Source organism: Mucilaginibacter sp. UYCu711 (assembly GCF_050433825.1).
In the GTDB taxonomy this organism is placed as follows: Bacteria; Bacteroidota; Bacteroidia; order Sphingobacteriales; family Sphingobacteriaceae; genus Mucilaginibacter.
Window position 1 is genome coordinate 41,338 of the sequence record NZ_JBNPWM010000018.1, and the last position, 16,327, is coordinate 57,664.

Consider the following 16,327-nt stretch of genomic DNA (forward strand, 5'->3'; position numbering starts at 1 on the left):
TTTTTCTACGTACTAACTAAAAGTTATAACTATCGTATAAAAATAGAAAATAATTGGTGCTAATACTAACAATCAATTTCCAGTCGGTGGGCACAAAAAGCAAAAAAAAAATTGCTGATTTGTATACAATGATAGAACCTGTTGGAACCCTTATTAAAAATAAATTGTTAGAACGTAAAATTGTTCTAAAACGATTTGGGGAACACATGGGTTTGAGTGAGCGGAACTTACAATATTTTTGGAAAAGAGACGACATTACCTTAAGGCAAATTATTCGTGCTTCAGAATTTTTAGATGAAGATCTGACCCAGCATTATATCCCCGCTAAATGGAAAGGTAAACTGACTGTAGACGAAATAGATGACAGTATCCAGTTTAAGATATTGGTCGAAATCTCAGGGGATAGCGAAGCATTAAAAATGCTTCCTGCATTGCTTAAACAATTCAGAGAGGAAGCTAAACAATATGGCCTTATTATTGGTTAATAAATAATAGTCAAAAGATATTCAAAGCCTAATAATATTTGTTAATTTTGTATATGGATAGCATTAATCGTTGTTATTTATAAGTGAACTTGAAACCCTGGGTCGGCACCTGGGGTTTCTATTTTATAGACCTCCTAATAAGTGCTCAATAGCACCTGGCCCTACCGGCGACGTAACCCACGCAAAAGGGATTAATTAGTCGCATAAAAATAATTTCATTTCCTATTGACATTGCTAATATTTTTAGCATAGCTTTGTGTTTGCTAAAAACTAAAGTATGGAACAGTTCGAAATTCAAACCGAAACAACTACGGAAAAGACAGAATTTATCTGGTGATGTACTCATCAGGAAAGAAGAAATACAATAATGTGTATTTGTCAAGCTCTGTTGGCGGAAAAAATACTTATCTAAATCAATTAACGATAGATATCGCCGGAAAGCAAAGTTCTAACCAACTTGCATTTTTATATAACAAAAGTGTTAGGAGTTTGAAATTAGCAGACATCTCGCTTTCAGAGGTTACTATAACTACTAGTCCTGGTGGTGGTGATGACGGCGGCGGGGGCGGTACATATGGAGGGCCAACTAATCCTACAGAGGTTGGTGGTGGTGGCAGTGGTGGCGGTGGGACTACCTCCACAGGTACAATCCCTCCTGCGGATCATCAACTACCCCTTGAAGGTTTGCCGCCAAATAATAACTCGGACACACAAGTCGGCGCAATGTGCGTGTTCAAGGTTATTGAATTAATGTCAAAGTTAATTGGGCCATCAAATAATGTCATATCTGCATCAGATGCGCTACTGTATTACGCCAGTACAAAAAACATGAATTTGGCCCAAATTATAGCAACGATAAACACAAATGGTGTACCTTCGGCGGATATGGATGCATTAGTAAATCATTATTTTAATAATGATAGCAGTACTGGTGGACCGCAAACCTACGCTACGATGAAAACGAACATCGTAAACCACACTCTTATGATGGGTGAAGTGATAAATGCGTCTGGGAACAGTTCTCATGAAGTAATGATAACGGGTTATAACAACAATAATAGTTGGCAGTTGTACGATCCTGAATCAGGGACATATAATACTGTACCAGAAGGCTATTTTTTTGGTGTGCGATCAACTTATAGTAAAAAATAATATATAAAATATGAAAAGAAACTTAAAACTGATATTGGGGATAATACTTTTTCCAACTATTCTTATGGCTCAAAAGCCTCATCAAGAGCATGCCAATCAAAAACCGGCAGAAAAATTTTCAACTCTATTTATTGTGATATCACCCTCCTCCGGTAAGGAATTAATGGTAACCCATAACCTTATTATAAACAATTCAAAAATTGCTAAGCTAGAACAAATGAGAGCTGACCAAGTGCAAAAGCGTTTTGGTTCGTCCAATGCTTTGGTCGTTTTTTTTGTTACTCCTATAAATGGTGTAAAACTTACCAAAATTGCTGACATTTATAAAAAACACAACATTAGTAGCGAAAATCGAAATCTGCCGCTTAAACTTGATGGAACCTTGTATTCTGCTTCAGATGATGTTGTAGTAGACGAATCGTCACTAAAATCATTCGATACTTTAGCAGATTCTATCGTTCTTAAAACCTCTAACCGCGAAGAAATTCTGGAAAAGCGTAAACGTAAACTTTAATAAGTTTAAAACAGGGTTAAACTTATTGTCCATATCCTCGGTAGCCGAGGTCAAATAATCTGCACCTGTAGGTCGGGGTTATTATGCAACAATTCCTATATCGCAATATGCGCCTTGGCGCATACCCCGCAATAAGGGTAGATACTAGGCGCTGTTTGCAGGTAGTATGAGTTCGGGGCCTTTGTTAAGCGCCCCTTTAACTCTGGTAGAGTTTACGGCTTTAGATACCCGGTAAGCCTTCATTTGCTCAACGGGGAATGGGTCGCATAGTTCGACTAATTCTTTTAAAGGAAGATCCTTTGCAATCCACAATTGCTCTTCCTCTTTGCTCAATATAACCGGCATACGGTTATGGTATTTTTCAAGCAAGCTGTTTGGTTCGGTGGTGATGATAGCAAAGCTTCGATACGCCTCCTTAGTGGTAGGATGTACCCACGTATCATATAGTCCCGCGAAGGCAAATATTTCACGTTCATCTAAAGTGAACCGCCAGGGTAACTTTTCGCCATCTACGTTTTCCCACTCATAAAACCCATCCGCTATAACAAGGCAGCGTTTGCCTTTTTCCATGATGGTCTTCCACTGGCCCTTTAACAAATTATCATTCCGCGCGTTTACGCCCTTATAGTCTGTTTTGGTATCCGCGGCGTGCCACGGTACTAATCCAAAATGATAATTGTGGATCTCGTTAGTTTTATCCGCACGAATGACCAATCCACCATCAGTAGGCGCAATATTGGTATCGGCATTAAACGGGTCTATCATTTCGGCAGCATAGGCCGCAAGGATATCTTTTTCAGCTTTGCTGAGTGTAAATCGCGCGCACATTATTCGTAGTGATCCTCATTTTTCTCGCCAATTTTTGCAATGCAAGCCGGGGATAAATGATCGCCTGAAATTTGTTTCCATTCGCTATCATGCTGCAACTGGCCTATAATACGTCCGTCATGGATAACGTCGAAATGGTCGTCCGTCATAAAGATGCGGTAATAATGCTCGTTGCCTTCGATTGTTTCCTTAAAATAAATTGTCTCCCGGTTTTCGTTATTCATAGCATTTAAACAATGAAGTTAGCTAAAAGTTTACCATTGCGCGTTCCAGATCGGAATCCCTGGTTGTGAGAAAATAAGATGTAAGCATGGCAGCATTTGTACAAAAATGCTCTATCGATTTAAAATTGCTTTTGGGCCGAATTGGCTCGCCCTTAAATGTCAATATGCTGTCTGCCGCAACTGGTTCAAAATATTCCTGGTATCGTTTAAAATAAGATAGGTGGCAGAAATGAAGGAACCCTTGCATTGCATCATGGTCGGGCTCTTGGAGCAAGGTCTCCTCAAAGTTCGTAAAACCGATACTTAATATTTTCTGTAGATCAGCAGTTCCTTTTCTCCAATAACAGATACACCGTTAAAAACAAGGAAGGATCTGCCCGTTTCATCTTCAATCAGATTTTTGGCAAAGGCTGCTTGTAGATAATCATTAAGTCGATATAACAGGGTTTCTTTACGCAACCGGGTTAATTCTTTTGCCATCGTAAAAAGCCTGTGCAGGCGCTTTTTATCGAGTGTGTCCATTGGGGGATAATATTCTTTAGCCATGAATGATTGTAATGGTAAGCTTGACTAATATAGGAAATAATAAAAAAAGCGTTAGTAGCCTGGAAGGAAATTATGGAATAATTTGTCCGCTCCTTCGCGGACGGGAGCAAAGCGCACTCTGTAAGGGTACGACCGACGGAAACGCACAAAAATAAAAAAGATTATAATTAATGCTACCTGCTTAATCCCAGATCATTATTCACGTCTGACTGAAAACTTTTAATCATGCTTTTAGAAATCACGTCACCTGTTGACAAAACTGAATCTTTATCACCTTTATCGACTCCTTTCACCTGGTTCTGACTTTTTTCTATAAAATCTTTCAAATCCAAATTCCAATCTTTGTTACGCGGCTTCTCTACGACTAAATAATTTTCCATTTTACGCGCACCTATCACCAGGTCTCTTGCCTGCCCTAATTCAAACGTCGAGTTGGGAAAATACACATCCATTTCGGCATTATTAGGACCTTGCTTAGTCACTTTAGCATCAAACTTTTGCAAGCCTTCCTCGTTCACTCCCAAATCTTTAAACTTCCTTTGGAGGTCACTCAAAATAGCCTGTCCCTGTTGCTGATTAGCATAAGAAATATCAAAATTAAGCTTAACCTGATAGCGCCCGGCATTCGTACAAGTCACTTTAATGGCGGTATCGTCCGTAAGAATACCGCTGCCGGCGATTGGTTTATCGCCGTTTTTTTCGATATAATCTACAGGGCGGCATATTTGCCCCGCCATGTGAATATTATATTTATAGCCTTGCGTATCGTTATCGTGCGCTAAGATCACTTTATCGGGTTTCTCGGAATTAATAAAAGACTGCACGATATCGATCTGCGTATTTGTCCAGGGCCCGTTTGAGGCGAAGTAAACGGTTTTATCGGTACCGTTATTTTTAAGCTGGTGGTAACTCAAACAATCAATCGGCGCTTCACAAAGGAAAACCTTATTGACCGGCGTGCCGGCACTGTGTTTGGAGTTCCAAACGCCTGCTTCTTTCTCTGACCCGGCAGCTGATCTTGAAAAAGATCGTTCAGGGTCATGGTAGCCGTAGTTTTTCCTTTCGATACCAATAACGTCACCCGATTTTGCAAAAATCGGGAAGGCTGTATTTGTAAAGGTCATACCCCCTTGGGTATTTACCACTTCATTAAAAACCCGGCCTGCAAATTCTTTAGAATCCAATACTTTATCCTCGATACCCCTTTTATGGAGGTATTCGCGGTTATTTAACGGGGATAAATTAAAAAACTGGGCAACTTTAACGTTGCGACCGGTTTCGGGCGCAGCCGTTATTTTATCTGCTTTAGCAACCTTATCCCTTATAAGTTGGGGTTGGTTTTTATAATTGGATATTATTTCATCAACCTTAATAATGCTGGTTGTTTGATTGCGGGATTTTACCCATTCAACAATTGAACCGCTATCCTTGGAATCCAATTTGTTTGCATACATATAATGGCCGCTGCCATGATCAGATTTGCGTTTCCAGCAGGAAATAACTTCCTCGGCCTGGTCTGAATTAGGATAATCCTTTTTTAGAATATGGTTGGTACGGGTTGATTTGGTTTCATCTTTATAGTATGAACTATCAGTTTCCCGAATGAAAGTGGAGAGGTCTATATCTTCCTTATAGGCACGTATTCGGTCCTGTAAGGCGGTGAACTCCTCTGGGGACAAGGGGTAATTGTTCATATATTATTCAATCTAAATTAATATAAAAATATAAAATTTTCTGATAACAAATATAAACAACTATCCGTATAAACGTAAAATTAAAAGAAATCTTTTAGTTTTGTTATTATTCCTTTTGTTTTTTCGATTTTTGGTTTATATTTGGCAACATAAGTAATGACCTTTTACCTGATATTCTACATATAAAAATAGCGTTGATGAAAAAAACACTAATTCATTTAATTGCGATTGCGGGCATTTTAATAATGTGTGTTGGCCTATGCAGGGTGGGCCACACAAACCCGTTATTGGAATTTTATAAGTACGAAAAGCATAGGCGTACCAATTTCATCATCCTGTTACTGCCATTTTTCGCCGTGGTTCTTTTATATTTTATATTGGTGATTGACTGGACCGTTTTTTTCCAGGTTCCGGTATCGGATACAGAAGTGATAGAGGCTGCTCCCAAACAGGGCAAAACATTGCTGCCGGTGAAAGATCACTTAACAGAGCAAAAGCAAGCTGAAGAACGGCTAAGGGAGCATACCGAACGTTCGGTTGCCGGATCAAAGGAAACCGAATTACAGCCAGTAAAGGAGGGGGAGGAAACAACCCTTGAATATTTTTACAGTTCTATCGATAAAGAAATCCTAAACAATAACCCGGACGTGGTGCCGGTAACCGATGATGTCCCGAATATCAAAGCGGTCGAGATCGCGCCGGCCTTACCGGTAGCTGAAGAAATTGCCGAAGCGCCGTCTGTATTTAAAGACGGGAAATTTACCGGGCTTGGTAGCATGGAATTTCCGGCTGATATTAAAGCCGAGCCGTCCAAAGGTACGGACACTACTACTACGGAAAAAACATCATCAGTAGAAATCGAAGAGATTGCGGCAAAGCTGCCTGATCCTCTTAATGACTATATCCTAAAGAATCATCAGAATATTTTAAACAACACCATCGTCATGGACGAAAAGGACAGGTTTGAGATTGTAAATTATTTAAAGAACGAAAGAGGGTTTAGTGAATCAGCCGAAAAACTATCGCGGTTGGTTGTAGATAAATTAGAGACCCTTGGGAAGGATAATTTGGAAAAGCAACTTGTCGCTTCCATGTTGGAAAGTGATAATCCTTTATTAATAACCGGAAAAAAAACTAACTCATTGAAAGAAAGAGCAAGAAAACAGCTGTTGGAAAATGCCGATTTCCAGCAAGCACTATTTTCTACTGCTTCATAAAAACTAACGATATCACTATCCAGCTTGCGGGAATAAAAAGCTAAGGATAAACAATTTTAAAGTTCACTTATAAATAACAACAATTAATAATTATCTAAATGAAATCAAATTCTCTAATTAAAAAGGATGAACTAGGTTCATCGTCTACTGTATCTCCATTAGTATTAACCCTTGGCCTGGTATTCCTGGCTAATGTTGTTCATGCCCAACAAACCGCCGCCCAACTGAACCAGTTTAAAACAACATTTATCTCTATTGTAAATGTGATTTTCCTTATCGGGGTGGTTTTTGGTGTTGTAAAAGTATGTCTCGGCTTCTTTGGTCAACACAAAGAGGGCGCTTTAACAAACCTGTTATGGCTTATCGTCGGCATTATAGTTTGGGGTTGTTTCAACTACTTCTTTGCTGACTTCGGTGGTAATACCAAAATAAATATCTAATCAACTGCAAATTTTATGGAGCATAAGATCTATAAAGTGGTTGAACGCGAGGGTAAGGTCCTGGGCCTTCCCTTCGCTGATTTTGGATTTATCGCCTTACTGTTCTTAGTATTCTTTATAGGAGGTGGTGTTGCAGGTATGTTCTTCAGGGTATCAAAGTATTACTATCTAATAGCCGTACTGATAGTTGCTTCCCTGTATATCTTACTGCGTATTGCCAATGGCAAAAAGCACCCCTCTTATTTATTTTCACTACTGAGCGCGAAGTACCTGCAACCAAAACACATTTGGATTAAAGAACCTGCCGAAAACCGGTTAAACAATGAATCGGATAGCCGCGACTTCTAAGCCGACAAGGGTTCAATAGACTGATTTACAACTAAAATTTTTTAAATGGCAACAATACCAAAGCGTGAAGATGCTATTTCCTATCATCCTGTTTTTACTTTTCAGGATGATCTAATGGTAATGGAAAGCGGTCGGGTCGTAATCGGCTTCGATGTTACCGGAATTGAATTAGAAAAGCTGGATAATTTGCAATATGAGCAATTAAACACAACGTTTCAATCCGCATTAAAGAACTTAACTCCGGGCACGATCTTTCATAAGATGGATGTTTATTATAACGTCCCTTATGTAGCAAAGAAAGAGGCCAGGGGTTATTTTAATCAAAAAATTCAAAAGCATTTTGAAGATAGAAAACAGCTTTTTCATAAAAGCTATTGTTTTTTATCCTTTAGCAAAAGTGAAAAGATGGCCCAAATGCTGGCTATTAACACGCAGATCTCCGCATTAAAAAAAGATCTGTTCGGGGTTTTAAAAAACCCATTAAAGGATATTGAAGTATTAATGGCAAATGCTAAATCGGGCGGGGAACAATTCGCCAGTGCATTAAGTACCGGCTTCGGCATCAGGCTAAGGCAATTAAATAACCAGGGCCTTAAACAGGTTTACCGCCAGTATTTCAATCAGGACTTTTACTTTGGCGAACACGAGGGAAATCCCCGCACGCTTTATAGAACTGAAAATAATATAAGTGTTGGTGAGCAAGTGGTGAACATGGTATCCCTATCCGGGCAGGGCGGTTCACTTAGTGACGCGGTTAACAACTCCTGGGGGGTAACATCACCTTTTGTTTCGCCTTTAACGCAATCCTTATATTTCCCGCATATCTTACATACTGCTATTGCGGTAGAAGACACACAGGTTAAATTAAAGAGCCTCGATTTTACAAAACGGCTAAATACCCAATCTAACCTTTTTGGAAACCAGGATAATGTTGTAGCGGAAGCACAAATAAATGAGCTAACCGCGGATATTCGGGCAAACGACAAAAAATTAGTGTCATTAAAATGCTGCGTTTCGATCGCGGAGGGTGACGCAGATCTGCGAAGAAGGTATATAGATAATATTATCTCGGCCATTCGTTCAATGTCGGGTGCGGAGGTGCGTGTTGAAACCTTAGACACGCTCCAGTATTTTATAGGATTTGCGCCGGGCAATGTTGCTGATCTGTATAACTGGATCACCATGCCGCTTGAAAATGCAGTGTGTTTCACGCATTGGATTACAAGCTATTTCCCAGATAGAAAGGGTGATATCCTTTGTGACCGTTACAGGAACCCGTTAACCGTTGACTTTTTCAATGAATCGGGTAACGGTATGAATGGTATAACCATTGGGCCGACCGGTTCCGGTAAATCCTTTACGATGGGCTATTTATTGACGCAACGCAAAGAGCGGGGTTGCAAGCAGATAATCATTGATAATGGCGGTACTTACAAAAATGTTGTGGAAGTATTACAGGGCAGGTATATGGAATATTCCCTGGAGAAACCGCTGCGCTTCAATCCCTTTAATATACTGAAAGACGCATACGGAAAGTTCGATCTGGCCGGCTCCGATAAGCTTTCTTTTCTTGTCGGGCTTTTAACCGTGTTATGGAAAGGCCGTGAGATAGATTATGATGCAGACAGGACAGGCGCTTTAGAAAAGCTTGTCACTAACTATTACAAATTTATCAATGCAGAAATAGAAGAAAAGATAATGGGAAGGCCGTCATTAAAGGGTTTCCATCATTATGTTATCCAATATATAGAATACGGCGAGGATCCAAACACGCCGGTTCACATTAAAAAAGAGTTTATTCAAATGACCGGGGCTATAGACCTCAGTTTATTTGTGTTTGCTTTAGAGCGTTATGTGTCCGAAGATATCTTCGGCGCTGTTTTCGCGGCGACCGATGATGAAGATATATCTGAACACGACCTGGTGTGTTTTGATATGGCGCGGATAAAAAGCAATCAAAGTTTAGAGCCGATTATCGGGTTATTAATAACCCAATTGGCCTTAGATCAAATCAGCAAGTTTCCCGATCAGGAAAAATATATTTATATCGATGAAGCCTGGTCGTTGCTTAACGGCCTTAATGAGTTTATAGAATTGATGTACCGTACCTCGCGTAAGGTAGGGGGCTCAATCACCATTATTACGCAGTCGATTGCTGAAATAGCCGGTTCAAAAATATGTGCTGCTATCCTTCAAAACAGCACCAATCACATTATTTTAAATCATGTGGGGCCGGCAGCTGCTTCGCTTCCTTTAATGCAAAAACACCTTGGCTATACCGACCATGAAATATCATTAATCCAAAGCTTGGGAAGTGATGAAAAAGGTAAATGGCGGGAGATCTTCACCAAACGCGGTGACAATGCAAAGGTGTTTATCATCGAGGCCCCTGCGCATATGGGGATTGCGTTGTCTTCCAAGGCATCAGAACGCAATAAGCTTATCAAACTATTCCGGGAGCGCGGGCGGATGGAATCTACAATAAATCAATTAGTTGAAGATCAACAATCATCGTTATGATAGCAATAATTACAAATGTAAATCTTTACGGCCTGGACGTTGTGGCAAGACAAATAGCAAGTGTAAGCTACACTTATATTGTCCCGATTGCTACGGTGATCGCAATGTGCAGTACGGTATTCCAGGGCTTATTTTCCCCGCAGGATATCCGTTTTGATTTTACACCCATTTTCCGGGCGGTACTTTTAATGACGCTGATTGCCGGTTATACAGAGTTAGCGCCTCTACTGCATGGTGCTTTAGATTCCTTATCGCATAGCGTTGATTCCTCGACCGCGGTTGACGATTTAATGGTAAAGATGCAACAGGCAGGCAATCAGAACAAGTCGTTTTGGGACAGCTTTAGCATTACCAAATATATTGTCGACGGTATTATAGAAATAGGAATGAGCGGGGTAAGGTATATCATCCTGGCACTTCGTGATGTGATGGTGGCCTTTTTATATGCTGTGGGCCCGCTGGCCTTGGCCTTATCTATAATTCCGATGTTTAGGACGTTAGCCTCCAAATGGCTGCAATCGTTTATTTACGTCCATTTTTGGTATTTAACGCTTGCAGTTCTGGATATGCTGTTTAAGGTATATCTGCAAAGTTATGGCTCAATAACCATTGCATCATCAGGTAACTCAGAAATGGTAATCAATACCTTTTCGGGTAACGATAACATGACCAATTATCTCTTTACGAATGTGGTAGTGATGTTATGTTATATCCTGGTTCCTTATTTAACAAGTCTGTATGCCGGCCAATCCCATGCAGGGGCATTTATGTCAAAAATGGCAGGGGTGGCAACCGCTGCCGCGGGGATGGGGGCTAAGGCGCTCGCGTCCGGGTCGACTACCTCCCAAAGTTCGCAGATACAAAATGCAGCTGCACCAAGTAATCCTTCCGGCGGTTCGCCGGCACCAAAGCCATCGCCTACAGTACAGGGGTTTGCAATGGCCTTTAGTAATAATTCAAGACCAACTCAATAGAACGCTAACCATTAAAATATGAAAACCGATAACGTTAAAACTTTCTCAAAAACCTTCGATATTATGAAGGGGATTTGCATACTCGCCATTGTGACGCTGTTTTTAAGCAACGCCGGGTGGTTATGGGCATATGTTAGACTAAATAAAGAGGTAGGAAAAAAGGTGTTTGTTGTAACGGATAGCGGCACGATCTGGGCCACCGAAAAAGACAACGACAACACCTTTAATCAGTACGAGTCCAGGAACTTCGTAAAGGTATTCTGCAACCTCATGTTTGCCCATGATGCTACTACCTACAATCAGCATCTAAATGCGGCATTACCATTAATTCACCGCGATTTTGGCAGCGCGATAAAAGCTGATTACGATAATAACCACTTGTATCAACAGTATGTAAACTATGATGCTTCGAATACTGTTCAAATCGATTCAATAGTCGTTTTACAAGATACAAGGCCGCAAAGGGGTGCTGTATTTATGCGTTTAATAACGCATTACGGTGATAAAAGCATTTCAAACCCGCTGGCTTATAAGTTTACCCTCGATAGGGTACAACGGTCGGACCTTAATCCATACGGCCTTTTTATTACCTCTTTAAGCCGCATTGTCTACAATCCTGCTGACGTCAAACAAGACGAAAACCAGCTGCTGGAGAAACAAGCTGCTGATAAGAAAGTGATTGATTCATTAGTCCAAACACCTAAATAATTGAACATGAAAAAAATACTGTTAATGGTGATTTTTGGATTAGCGGGGCAACTGTGCAGGGCTCAAAAGTTGGATACAATTTTCGTTAACATAGCCAGGACAAGTTATGTGATCTGCCACGATTCCATTTCATATTTTGAAGTTGGGTCAAAGCAGTACACTGGCATAGTTAAAGGCGACGCTTTTTTCCTAAAACCGTTAGGTGAAAATACTGAGCCGACCGGTTTATTGATAAGAACATCTTCCGGTTATATCAGCAAAATAGTAGCCTATTCTAACGATAGCAAAAAGAAATACATGTATGATCTCGGCAATAACGAGGGAGGGGGAAAAGAAATTAACAGGGACGGGCAAAGATCCGGCAGCAATCATAAAGAGGCGTCTGATAAAACTGCGGTAATTGATTCTACCGGTAACGATAAAAAATTCGATGCCGACTTAGATAATAAACTAAAATCCTTTGTCGCGATTGTTTCGCCATATAAAACTATTACCACCCAAAAGGAGCGGGTAATTCTATCGATGGGAAACATAAAACTTAGCGGCGATAAGCTGTATATAAAGTTGATTGTTTCAAATTACAATCAGCACCGCTTTATGATTGATAAAACACAAATGGTTTATTTAAACCAGGCGGGTGATTTATTAGGTTCAAATACGTCCCTCGAAAATCAACTCGAAGTGATCCAGCAGTTAAACACACCTGCCTTTGTTGACTTCAAGGAAACTAAGTTATATGGTTTTGTGATGGATGCCGGTACCGTAAAAGGTAAAGGCAAATTACTCATAGAAATGACAGAGCGTAATAGTTCGCGGGTTTTAATATTAGAAGTACCGAGTTCACTATTTATAAAAAATTAAGATGGCACGTCAATTTACCCCGGAAGAACTATTATTAGCCAAAAAGGCACAACAGAAAAAGATCATCATCGGTGTTGTGGTCTTTGTGTTAATTGTATTTGGGTTTTTTGGGTACACCTATTTCCAGGCTGTTGCGACAACTGCCGATTCTTCCGGAAGCTTGGTAAACCAACCAAATATTGATAGCGCAAACGCTCCTGTGGTTGTTGATAAAGCCACACTATATGAGGCCCAACGGGAAAAGGCAAGAAAGGATTCAATGAGTAGACTGGCCGTTCCAAAGGGTGACAGCATTATGAAAATGGTAAACACACCTATCATAAGCAGAAGACCGGAGGTAAAGGAAACTGAGCGCCCGGCAAAGATACCTGCCGCCCCTGTTAGTGTGGTGGTTCCTGCCAAAAAAACAGTTGCGGTATTTCATCCGCGCAAAAAGAAAAATCTGGTTCACCTGCCGGCCATGAAAGCAAAGCCAGTTCAAACAGAAGGAGGATCTCCTTTCAATTTCGTTTACAATTCCGGCGGTACCGCAACTGCGAAAAGTTCTTTGCATAAAGAAACGGAGACTAAAACAACAACACAGTCTTCGGGCTATGGTGACTATACTTCCTTTAAGCGTGAAACGGTTAAACCAATTTTGGGTGAAATACTGAAAAGCCAAAAGGTTGAAGATGGCGATGCGGTGGGAATAAGAATGAAGGGTGATCTAAAAGTTAATGATGCCATAATAAGTGAAGGGACGGTTATTTATGGTAAGGCGTCAATTTCCGGTAAGCGGGTTAACATTCAAATTTCAAATGTTAAAACCAATAAAGGAATAATTTCTGTAAACCTCCAGGTGTTGGGTGACGATATGATACAGGGAGTTGAGGCGAACGTAAGAGAGCCAAAGGTTGATGCAAGCGGAGCGCCATCTCAAGCGGTAAGTATTGTAACCTCGCAATTAGGCGTGGTTGGTTCCCTTTTGAGTAGTGTACGGCCACGTTCTTCAAATATTCAATACCGGACCTTTTCCATCGAGGCCGGCAAACAGGTATATATAACAGGTAACTAAATCAATTCACATAAAATCAAAGCATGAAAAAATTATTTGTACTCCTTCTCCTTGGACTGCCCTTTATGGTAAAGGCCCAAATGGCGGTTATAGATGTAACGCCGTCAAATTATCTATATCATTCAAAAAGTATAGCGGCACAGGTGCAGCAAGCTTTAGATATGATGAAATCCAATGCAACTTTGGCTACCATCGGTCAGACTTTATATAACAGCCAAAAAATAGCCTCCCAAATGTTCAATATGCAAAGTGAGGTGAAGCAACAACTTTTGGCAGTAAGTCAGATAGCTAATTTAAAGTGGTCAAATATGAACACTTTATATAGTGCGGCTCAGGGGATTTCGTTAAACTATGGAAACCTTATCCCAAATCCAAATCAGGGGATGCCGGGTAGACTTTTACAAAGTGGTGCAACATCGGGAGAGTCGGCCAAATCTGTCTTTTATTCTTTCAATGGCCGGGATCAGCAAAACTTAACGCAGCCCGCGGTGACAACAAATTTACAGCAATCGCAAAATACCAGGTTACAATTAGACGATGCAAGCAGTATTCGTAAACTCCAGGTCGCTGATTTTTATGATAAAACCGCTGATAACCTGGCAGAAAAGTCGGTCGAGTTGTCCGCTTCAATAAAAACAGATAGTCAATTTTCAATGACACACGCTGAGCGCCTGAGTTTATTAAAACAATGTGGCGACCTTATGATCCAATCTGCCGATCTGCGAGTAAAAGCTGACGCTTTGCGAAAAGAAGCGGTAACCCCGACCGCAACACAAAGTGAAAAAATCCGGCAGCAAAGGCAACAACTGCTCTACAAGGAATATCAATCTATGAAAACCTCCAGTAATTAAATAATATGAAATACAGTCTAATTTTTTTAGCAATCATGCTGATTGCTGGCCGCGCCTTTGCCCAATTTGGGGGAAATACCGGTTTAGGGTCTGTCTGGCACTATCCGGGACAGATCGGAATTGAAGGTGCTATTGGCCGTTCGCCGATAGGATTTACGTACAGTTTATCCGGAACCGATTACCTAACCAGTACGGGGTATATCAAGGCGGGTGCGTCTTACGAAAACGGGATTTTTAACCAGGTGCATTTTGGCACTTATGGCGGTTCCTTGATTTATTATTATTCGCCTTACAATATCCAGGAAACGGTTTTTTTCAATGTTGGAATGGGTGCCAATGTCAGCTACGATGTAGTTAAAGACTTTTGGTACCAGGACCGCCATAAAATCAACTTCGGGCCATTAGTCGGCGCGGAAGTGGAAGCGGCAATCACAGATTACCTCATGCTTACGACCTCTTTTACTCAAAAGGTTATGGTTAGTAATTCTTTTGGCAGGGAGAGGTACGGTATTCAATTAGGCATCAAATATTTAATCAATTAACCATGAAAAAGAGTATAAAGTTTTTCATCCTTTTTACATTAATAATCCTAAGTGGATATAATGTGATTGCGCAAGTGAGACCTCCGGCAAATCCTGAGCCATTTCCGCCTTCTTGGTCAAAGGCACCATCGGTTTACCTTGTGAATACAAATGCTGCGGCAACCTTAACATCCGATCCTATTGTTGTGATGCTGTTATTTCGCCCAAATGCAATATTAACTGGTCAGTGGCAGGGGATTTATGAAGATTTCCTCTTTATCTTAAAGCCGTCAAGCCCTGTACCTGGATGGAATATGAAACCCCTGGATTCAGTGTATGTGGCAACGAGGAATAATGCGGATCCAAATATTATAGATGGAAGGTTCCTCGCACCTTTCAATCCCTCTTATTGGAATTCGAATATTGCTGATCAAAACATGTTCACTTTCGGGGCTCAATTAATTGAACCCTTGGGAAGTACCGCTACGCAACCAATCGTCTTATCACTTGCTGAATATGTGCGTAATCGCACACCTCGTTTTGGCGCACTAACCGTATATCCCGAAAGTCTTGCCTGGAATGGCAATGAATCACAATTAGACAATATTTCGCCCTCATCTGCAAATATTGATCTTACAACATTTTCAAATATTAGTGGACTTACTTTTTCCGGTCCTGGAGTATCTGGGAATACCTTTTCGCCTTCATCCCTTACTAGTCCTGGCACTTATACAATAAATGCGAGTAAAAATTATGATAATGGGACTTTTCAAATCAGTAAAACCTTTTCGTTATGTAATGCCGCCGGCACACCTGTGGTCAGCGGGCCTAATGTTGTTTGCCAGGGTTCAACTATTAACTTAGATGGCACAACCAGTAATGCGACATCCTACCAATGGTATAATAATGGTTCGGCTTTGGGTGGTCAAACAGGATCCTCGCTTGCTGTGACTACTGCCGGCAATTTTACCGTAACGGCTTCTTCGGCTTGCGGTACAAGTTCCGCCTCATCAAACTTTCCTGTTACATTGGGTACTGCTCCCGGCACACCCGTGATTACCGGCCCGGCTATGGTTTGTCAGGGTTCAACTATTACTTTAGATGGTACAACTGCAAATGCAACGTCGTACCAATGGTATAATAATGGTTCGGCTTTGGGTGGTCAAACAGGATCCTCGCTTGCTGTGACTACTGCCGGCAATTTTACCGTAACGGCTTCTTCGGCTTGCGGTACAAGTTCCGCCTCATCAAACTTTCCTGTTACATTGGGTACTGCTCCCGGCACACCCGTGATTACCGGCCCGGCTATGGTTTGTCAGGGTTCAACTATTACTTTAGATGGTACAACTGCAAATGCAACGTCGTACCAATGGTATAATAATGGTTCGGC

Annotated in this window: 18 protein-coding genes; 14 read left to right on the plus strand and 4 right to left on the minus strand. The window is 40.9% G+C overall.

Annotated features, from left to right (window positions below; translation table 11 throughout):
• The first annotated feature begins 128 nt into the window (after nucleotides 1-128).
• The 3 genes from ABIB50_RS26225 (at nucleotide 129) to ABIB50_RS26235 (ending at nucleotide 2,151) form a co-directional block, all read left to right on the plus strand.
• On the plus strand, nucleotides 129-485 hold the full coding sequence (locus tag ABIB50_RS26225) for a hypothetical protein (RefSeq protein ID WP_429384939.1): 357 nt from the start codon (nucleotides 129-131) through the stop codon (nucleotides 483-485).
• 336 nt (nucleotides 486-821) lie between these two features.
• A complete protein-coding gene (locus ABIB50_RS26230; protein ID WP_429384940.1) occupies nucleotides 822-1,637 on the plus strand; it encodes a hypothetical protein in 816 nt (271 codons plus the stop codon).
• A gap of 10 nt (nucleotides 1,638-1,647) precedes the next feature.
• Nucleotides 1,648-2,151: a hypothetical protein gene (locus tag ABIB50_RS26235; RefSeq protein WP_429384941.1), complete on the plus strand. Its 504-nt coding sequence runs from the start codon at nucleotides 1,648-1,650 to the stop codon at nucleotides 2,149-2,151.
• 144 nt (nucleotides 2,152-2,295) lie between these two features.
• Here ABIB50_RS26235 and ABIB50_RS26240 read toward each other — a convergent pair whose 3' ends face one another.
• The 4 genes from ABIB50_RS26240 to ABIB50_RS26255 all read right to left on the minus strand — a co-directional run bounded on the left by ABIB50_RS26240 (nucleotide 2,296) and on the right by ABIB50_RS26255 (nucleotide 5,443).
• A complete protein-coding gene (locus ABIB50_RS26240) occupies nucleotides 2,296-2,979 on the minus strand; it encodes an SOS response-associated peptidase (RefSeq protein WP_429384943.1) in 684 nt (227 codons plus the stop codon).
• A complete protein-coding gene (locus ABIB50_RS26245; protein ID WP_429384944.1) occupies nucleotides 2,979-3,203 on the minus strand; it encodes a hypothetical protein in 225 nt (74 codons plus the stop codon). The genes ABIB50_RS26240 and ABIB50_RS26245 overlap by 1 nt, the downstream gene beginning before the upstream one ends.
• Nucleotides 3,204-3,506: 303 nt before the next feature.
• Nucleotides 3,507-3,749, minus strand: a complete 243-nt coding sequence (locus ABIB50_RS26250) for a hypothetical protein (RefSeq protein ID WP_429384946.1) — start codon at nucleotides 3,747-3,749, stop codon at nucleotides 3,507-3,509.
• A gap of 173 nt (nucleotides 3,750-3,922) precedes the next feature.
• A complete protein-coding gene (locus ABIB50_RS26255) occupies nucleotides 3,923-5,443 on the minus strand; it encodes a toprim domain-containing protein (RefSeq protein ID WP_429384948.1) in 1,521 nt (506 codons plus the stop codon).
• 197 nt (nucleotides 5,444-5,640) lie between these two features.
• Between ABIB50_RS26255 and ABIB50_RS26260 the strand changes: the two genes are divergently transcribed.
• The 11 genes from ABIB50_RS26260 to ABIB50_RS26310 all read left to right on the plus strand — a co-directional run.
• A complete protein-coding gene (locus ABIB50_RS26260; protein WP_429384950.1) occupies nucleotides 5,641-6,660 on the plus strand; it encodes a hypothetical protein in 1,020 nt (339 codons plus the stop codon).
• Nucleotides 6,661-6,758: 98 nt separating this feature from the next.
• Nucleotides 6,759-7,100 carry a hypothetical protein gene (locus ABIB50_RS26265; RefSeq protein ID WP_429384952.1) on the plus strand — a complete coding sequence of 114 codons (342 nt, stop codon included), beginning with the start codon at nucleotides 6,759-6,761 and terminating at the stop codon, nucleotides 7,098-7,100.
• A gap of 15 nt (nucleotides 7,101-7,115) precedes the next feature.
• Nucleotides 7,116-7,448, plus strand: a complete 333-nt coding sequence (locus tag ABIB50_RS26270; protein ID WP_429384954.1) for a hypothetical protein — start codon at nucleotides 7,116-7,118, stop codon at nucleotides 7,446-7,448.
• Nucleotides 7,449-7,493: 45 nt separating this feature from the next.
• Nucleotides 7,494-9,968 carry a VirB4 family type IV secretion system protein gene (locus ABIB50_RS26275; protein ID WP_429384957.1) on the plus strand — a complete coding sequence of 825 codons (2,475 nt, stop codon included), beginning with the start codon at nucleotides 7,494-7,496 and terminating at the stop codon, nucleotides 9,966-9,968.
• Nucleotides 9,965-10,942: a hypothetical protein gene (locus tag ABIB50_RS26280; protein WP_429384959.1), complete on the plus strand. Its 978-nt coding sequence runs from the start codon at nucleotides 9,965-9,967 to the stop codon at nucleotides 10,940-10,942. Before ABIB50_RS26275 ends, ABIB50_RS26280 begins: the two co-directional genes overlap by 4 nt.
• Nucleotides 10,943-10,960: 18 nt before the next feature.
• Nucleotides 10,961-11,650 (plus strand): hypothetical protein, encoded by a 690-nt coding sequence (locus ABIB50_RS26285; RefSeq protein WP_429384961.1) that lies wholly within the window; start codon nucleotides 10,961-10,963, stop codon nucleotides 11,648-11,650.
• A gap of 6 nt (nucleotides 11,651-11,656) precedes the next feature.
• On the plus strand, nucleotides 11,657-12,511 hold the full coding sequence (locus ABIB50_RS26290) for a hypothetical protein (protein ID WP_429384963.1): 855 nt from the start codon (nucleotides 11,657-11,659) through the stop codon (nucleotides 12,509-12,511).
• A 1-nt stretch (nucleotide 12,512) separates the two neighbouring features.
• Complete coding sequence (traM, locus tag ABIB50_RS26295; RefSeq protein WP_429384964.1) at nucleotides 12,513-13,565, plus strand: conjugative transposon protein TraM; 1,053 nt, start codon at nucleotides 12,513-12,515, stop codon at nucleotides 13,563-13,565.
• Nucleotides 13,566-13,588: 23 nt separating this feature from the next.
• Nucleotides 13,589-14,416, plus strand: a complete 828-nt coding sequence (locus ABIB50_RS26300) for a hypothetical protein (RefSeq protein ID WP_429384967.1) — start codon at nucleotides 13,589-13,591, stop codon at nucleotides 14,414-14,416.
• A 5-nt stretch (nucleotides 14,417-14,421) separates the two neighbouring features.
• Nucleotides 14,422-14,958 carry a hypothetical protein gene (locus ABIB50_RS26305; RefSeq protein WP_429384969.1) on the plus strand — a complete coding sequence of 179 codons (537 nt, stop codon included), beginning with the start codon at nucleotides 14,422-14,424 and terminating at the stop codon, nucleotides 14,956-14,958.
• Between the two features lie 416 nt (nucleotides 14,959-15,374).
• On the plus strand, nucleotides 15,375-16,327 hold a 953-nt coding region (locus tag ABIB50_RS26310; protein ID WP_429384972.1), incomplete at its 3' end, for a hypothetical protein.

Coding starts and splice junctions, on each gene's coding strand:
- ABIB50_RS26225 (WP_429384939.1), top strand. CDS start 129: ATGATAGAACCTGTTGGAACCCTTATTAAAAATAAATTGTTAGAACGT.
- ABIB50_RS26230 (WP_429384940.1), top strand. CDS start 822: ATGTACTCATCAGGAAAGAAGAAATACAATAATGTGTATTTGTCAAGC.
- ABIB50_RS26235 (WP_429384941.1), top strand. CDS start 1,648: ATGAAAAGAAACTTAAAACTGATATTGGGGATAATACTTTTTCCAACT.
- ABIB50_RS26240 (WP_429384943.1), bottom strand. CDS start 2,979: ATGTGCGCGCGATTTACACTCAGCAAAGCTGAAAAAGATATCCTTGCG.
- ABIB50_RS26245 (WP_429384944.1), bottom strand. CDS start 3,203: ATGAATAACGAAAACCGGGAGACAATTTATTTTAAGGAAACAATCGAA.
- ABIB50_RS26250 (WP_429384946.1), bottom strand. CDS start 3,749: ATGGCTAAAGAATATTATCCCCCAATGGACACACTCGATAAAAAGCGC.
- ABIB50_RS26255 (WP_429384948.1), bottom strand. CDS start 5,443: ATGAACAATTACCCCTTGTCCCCAGAGGAGTTCACCGCCTTACAGGAC.
- ABIB50_RS26260 (WP_429384950.1), top strand. CDS start 5,641: ATGAAAAAAACACTAATTCATTTAATTGCGATTGCGGGCATTTTAATA.
- ABIB50_RS26265 (WP_429384952.1), top strand. CDS start 6,759: ATGAAATCAAATTCTCTAATTAAAAAGGATGAACTAGGTTCATCGTCT.
- ABIB50_RS26270 (WP_429384954.1), top strand. CDS start 7,116: ATGGAGCATAAGATCTATAAAGTGGTTGAACGCGAGGGTAAGGTCCTG.
- ABIB50_RS26275 (WP_429384957.1), top strand. CDS start 7,494: ATGGCAACAATACCAAAGCGTGAAGATGCTATTTCCTATCATCCTGTT.
- ABIB50_RS26280 (WP_429384959.1), top strand. CDS start 9,965: ATGATAGCAATAATTACAAATGTAAATCTTTACGGCCTGGACGTTGTG.
- ABIB50_RS26285 (WP_429384961.1), top strand. CDS start 10,961: ATGAAAACCGATAACGTTAAAACTTTCTCAAAAACCTTCGATATTATG.
- ABIB50_RS26290 (WP_429384963.1), top strand. CDS start 11,657: ATGAAAAAAATACTGTTAATGGTGATTTTTGGATTAGCGGGGCAACTG.
- traM (WP_429384964.1), top strand. CDS start 12,513: ATGGCACGTCAATTTACCCCGGAAGAACTATTATTAGCCAAAAAGGCA.
- ABIB50_RS26300 (WP_429384967.1), top strand. CDS start 13,589: ATGAAAAAATTATTTGTACTCCTTCTCCTTGGACTGCCCTTTATGGTA.
- ABIB50_RS26305 (WP_429384969.1), top strand. CDS start 14,422: ATGAAATACAGTCTAATTTTTTTAGCAATCATGCTGATTGCTGGCCGC.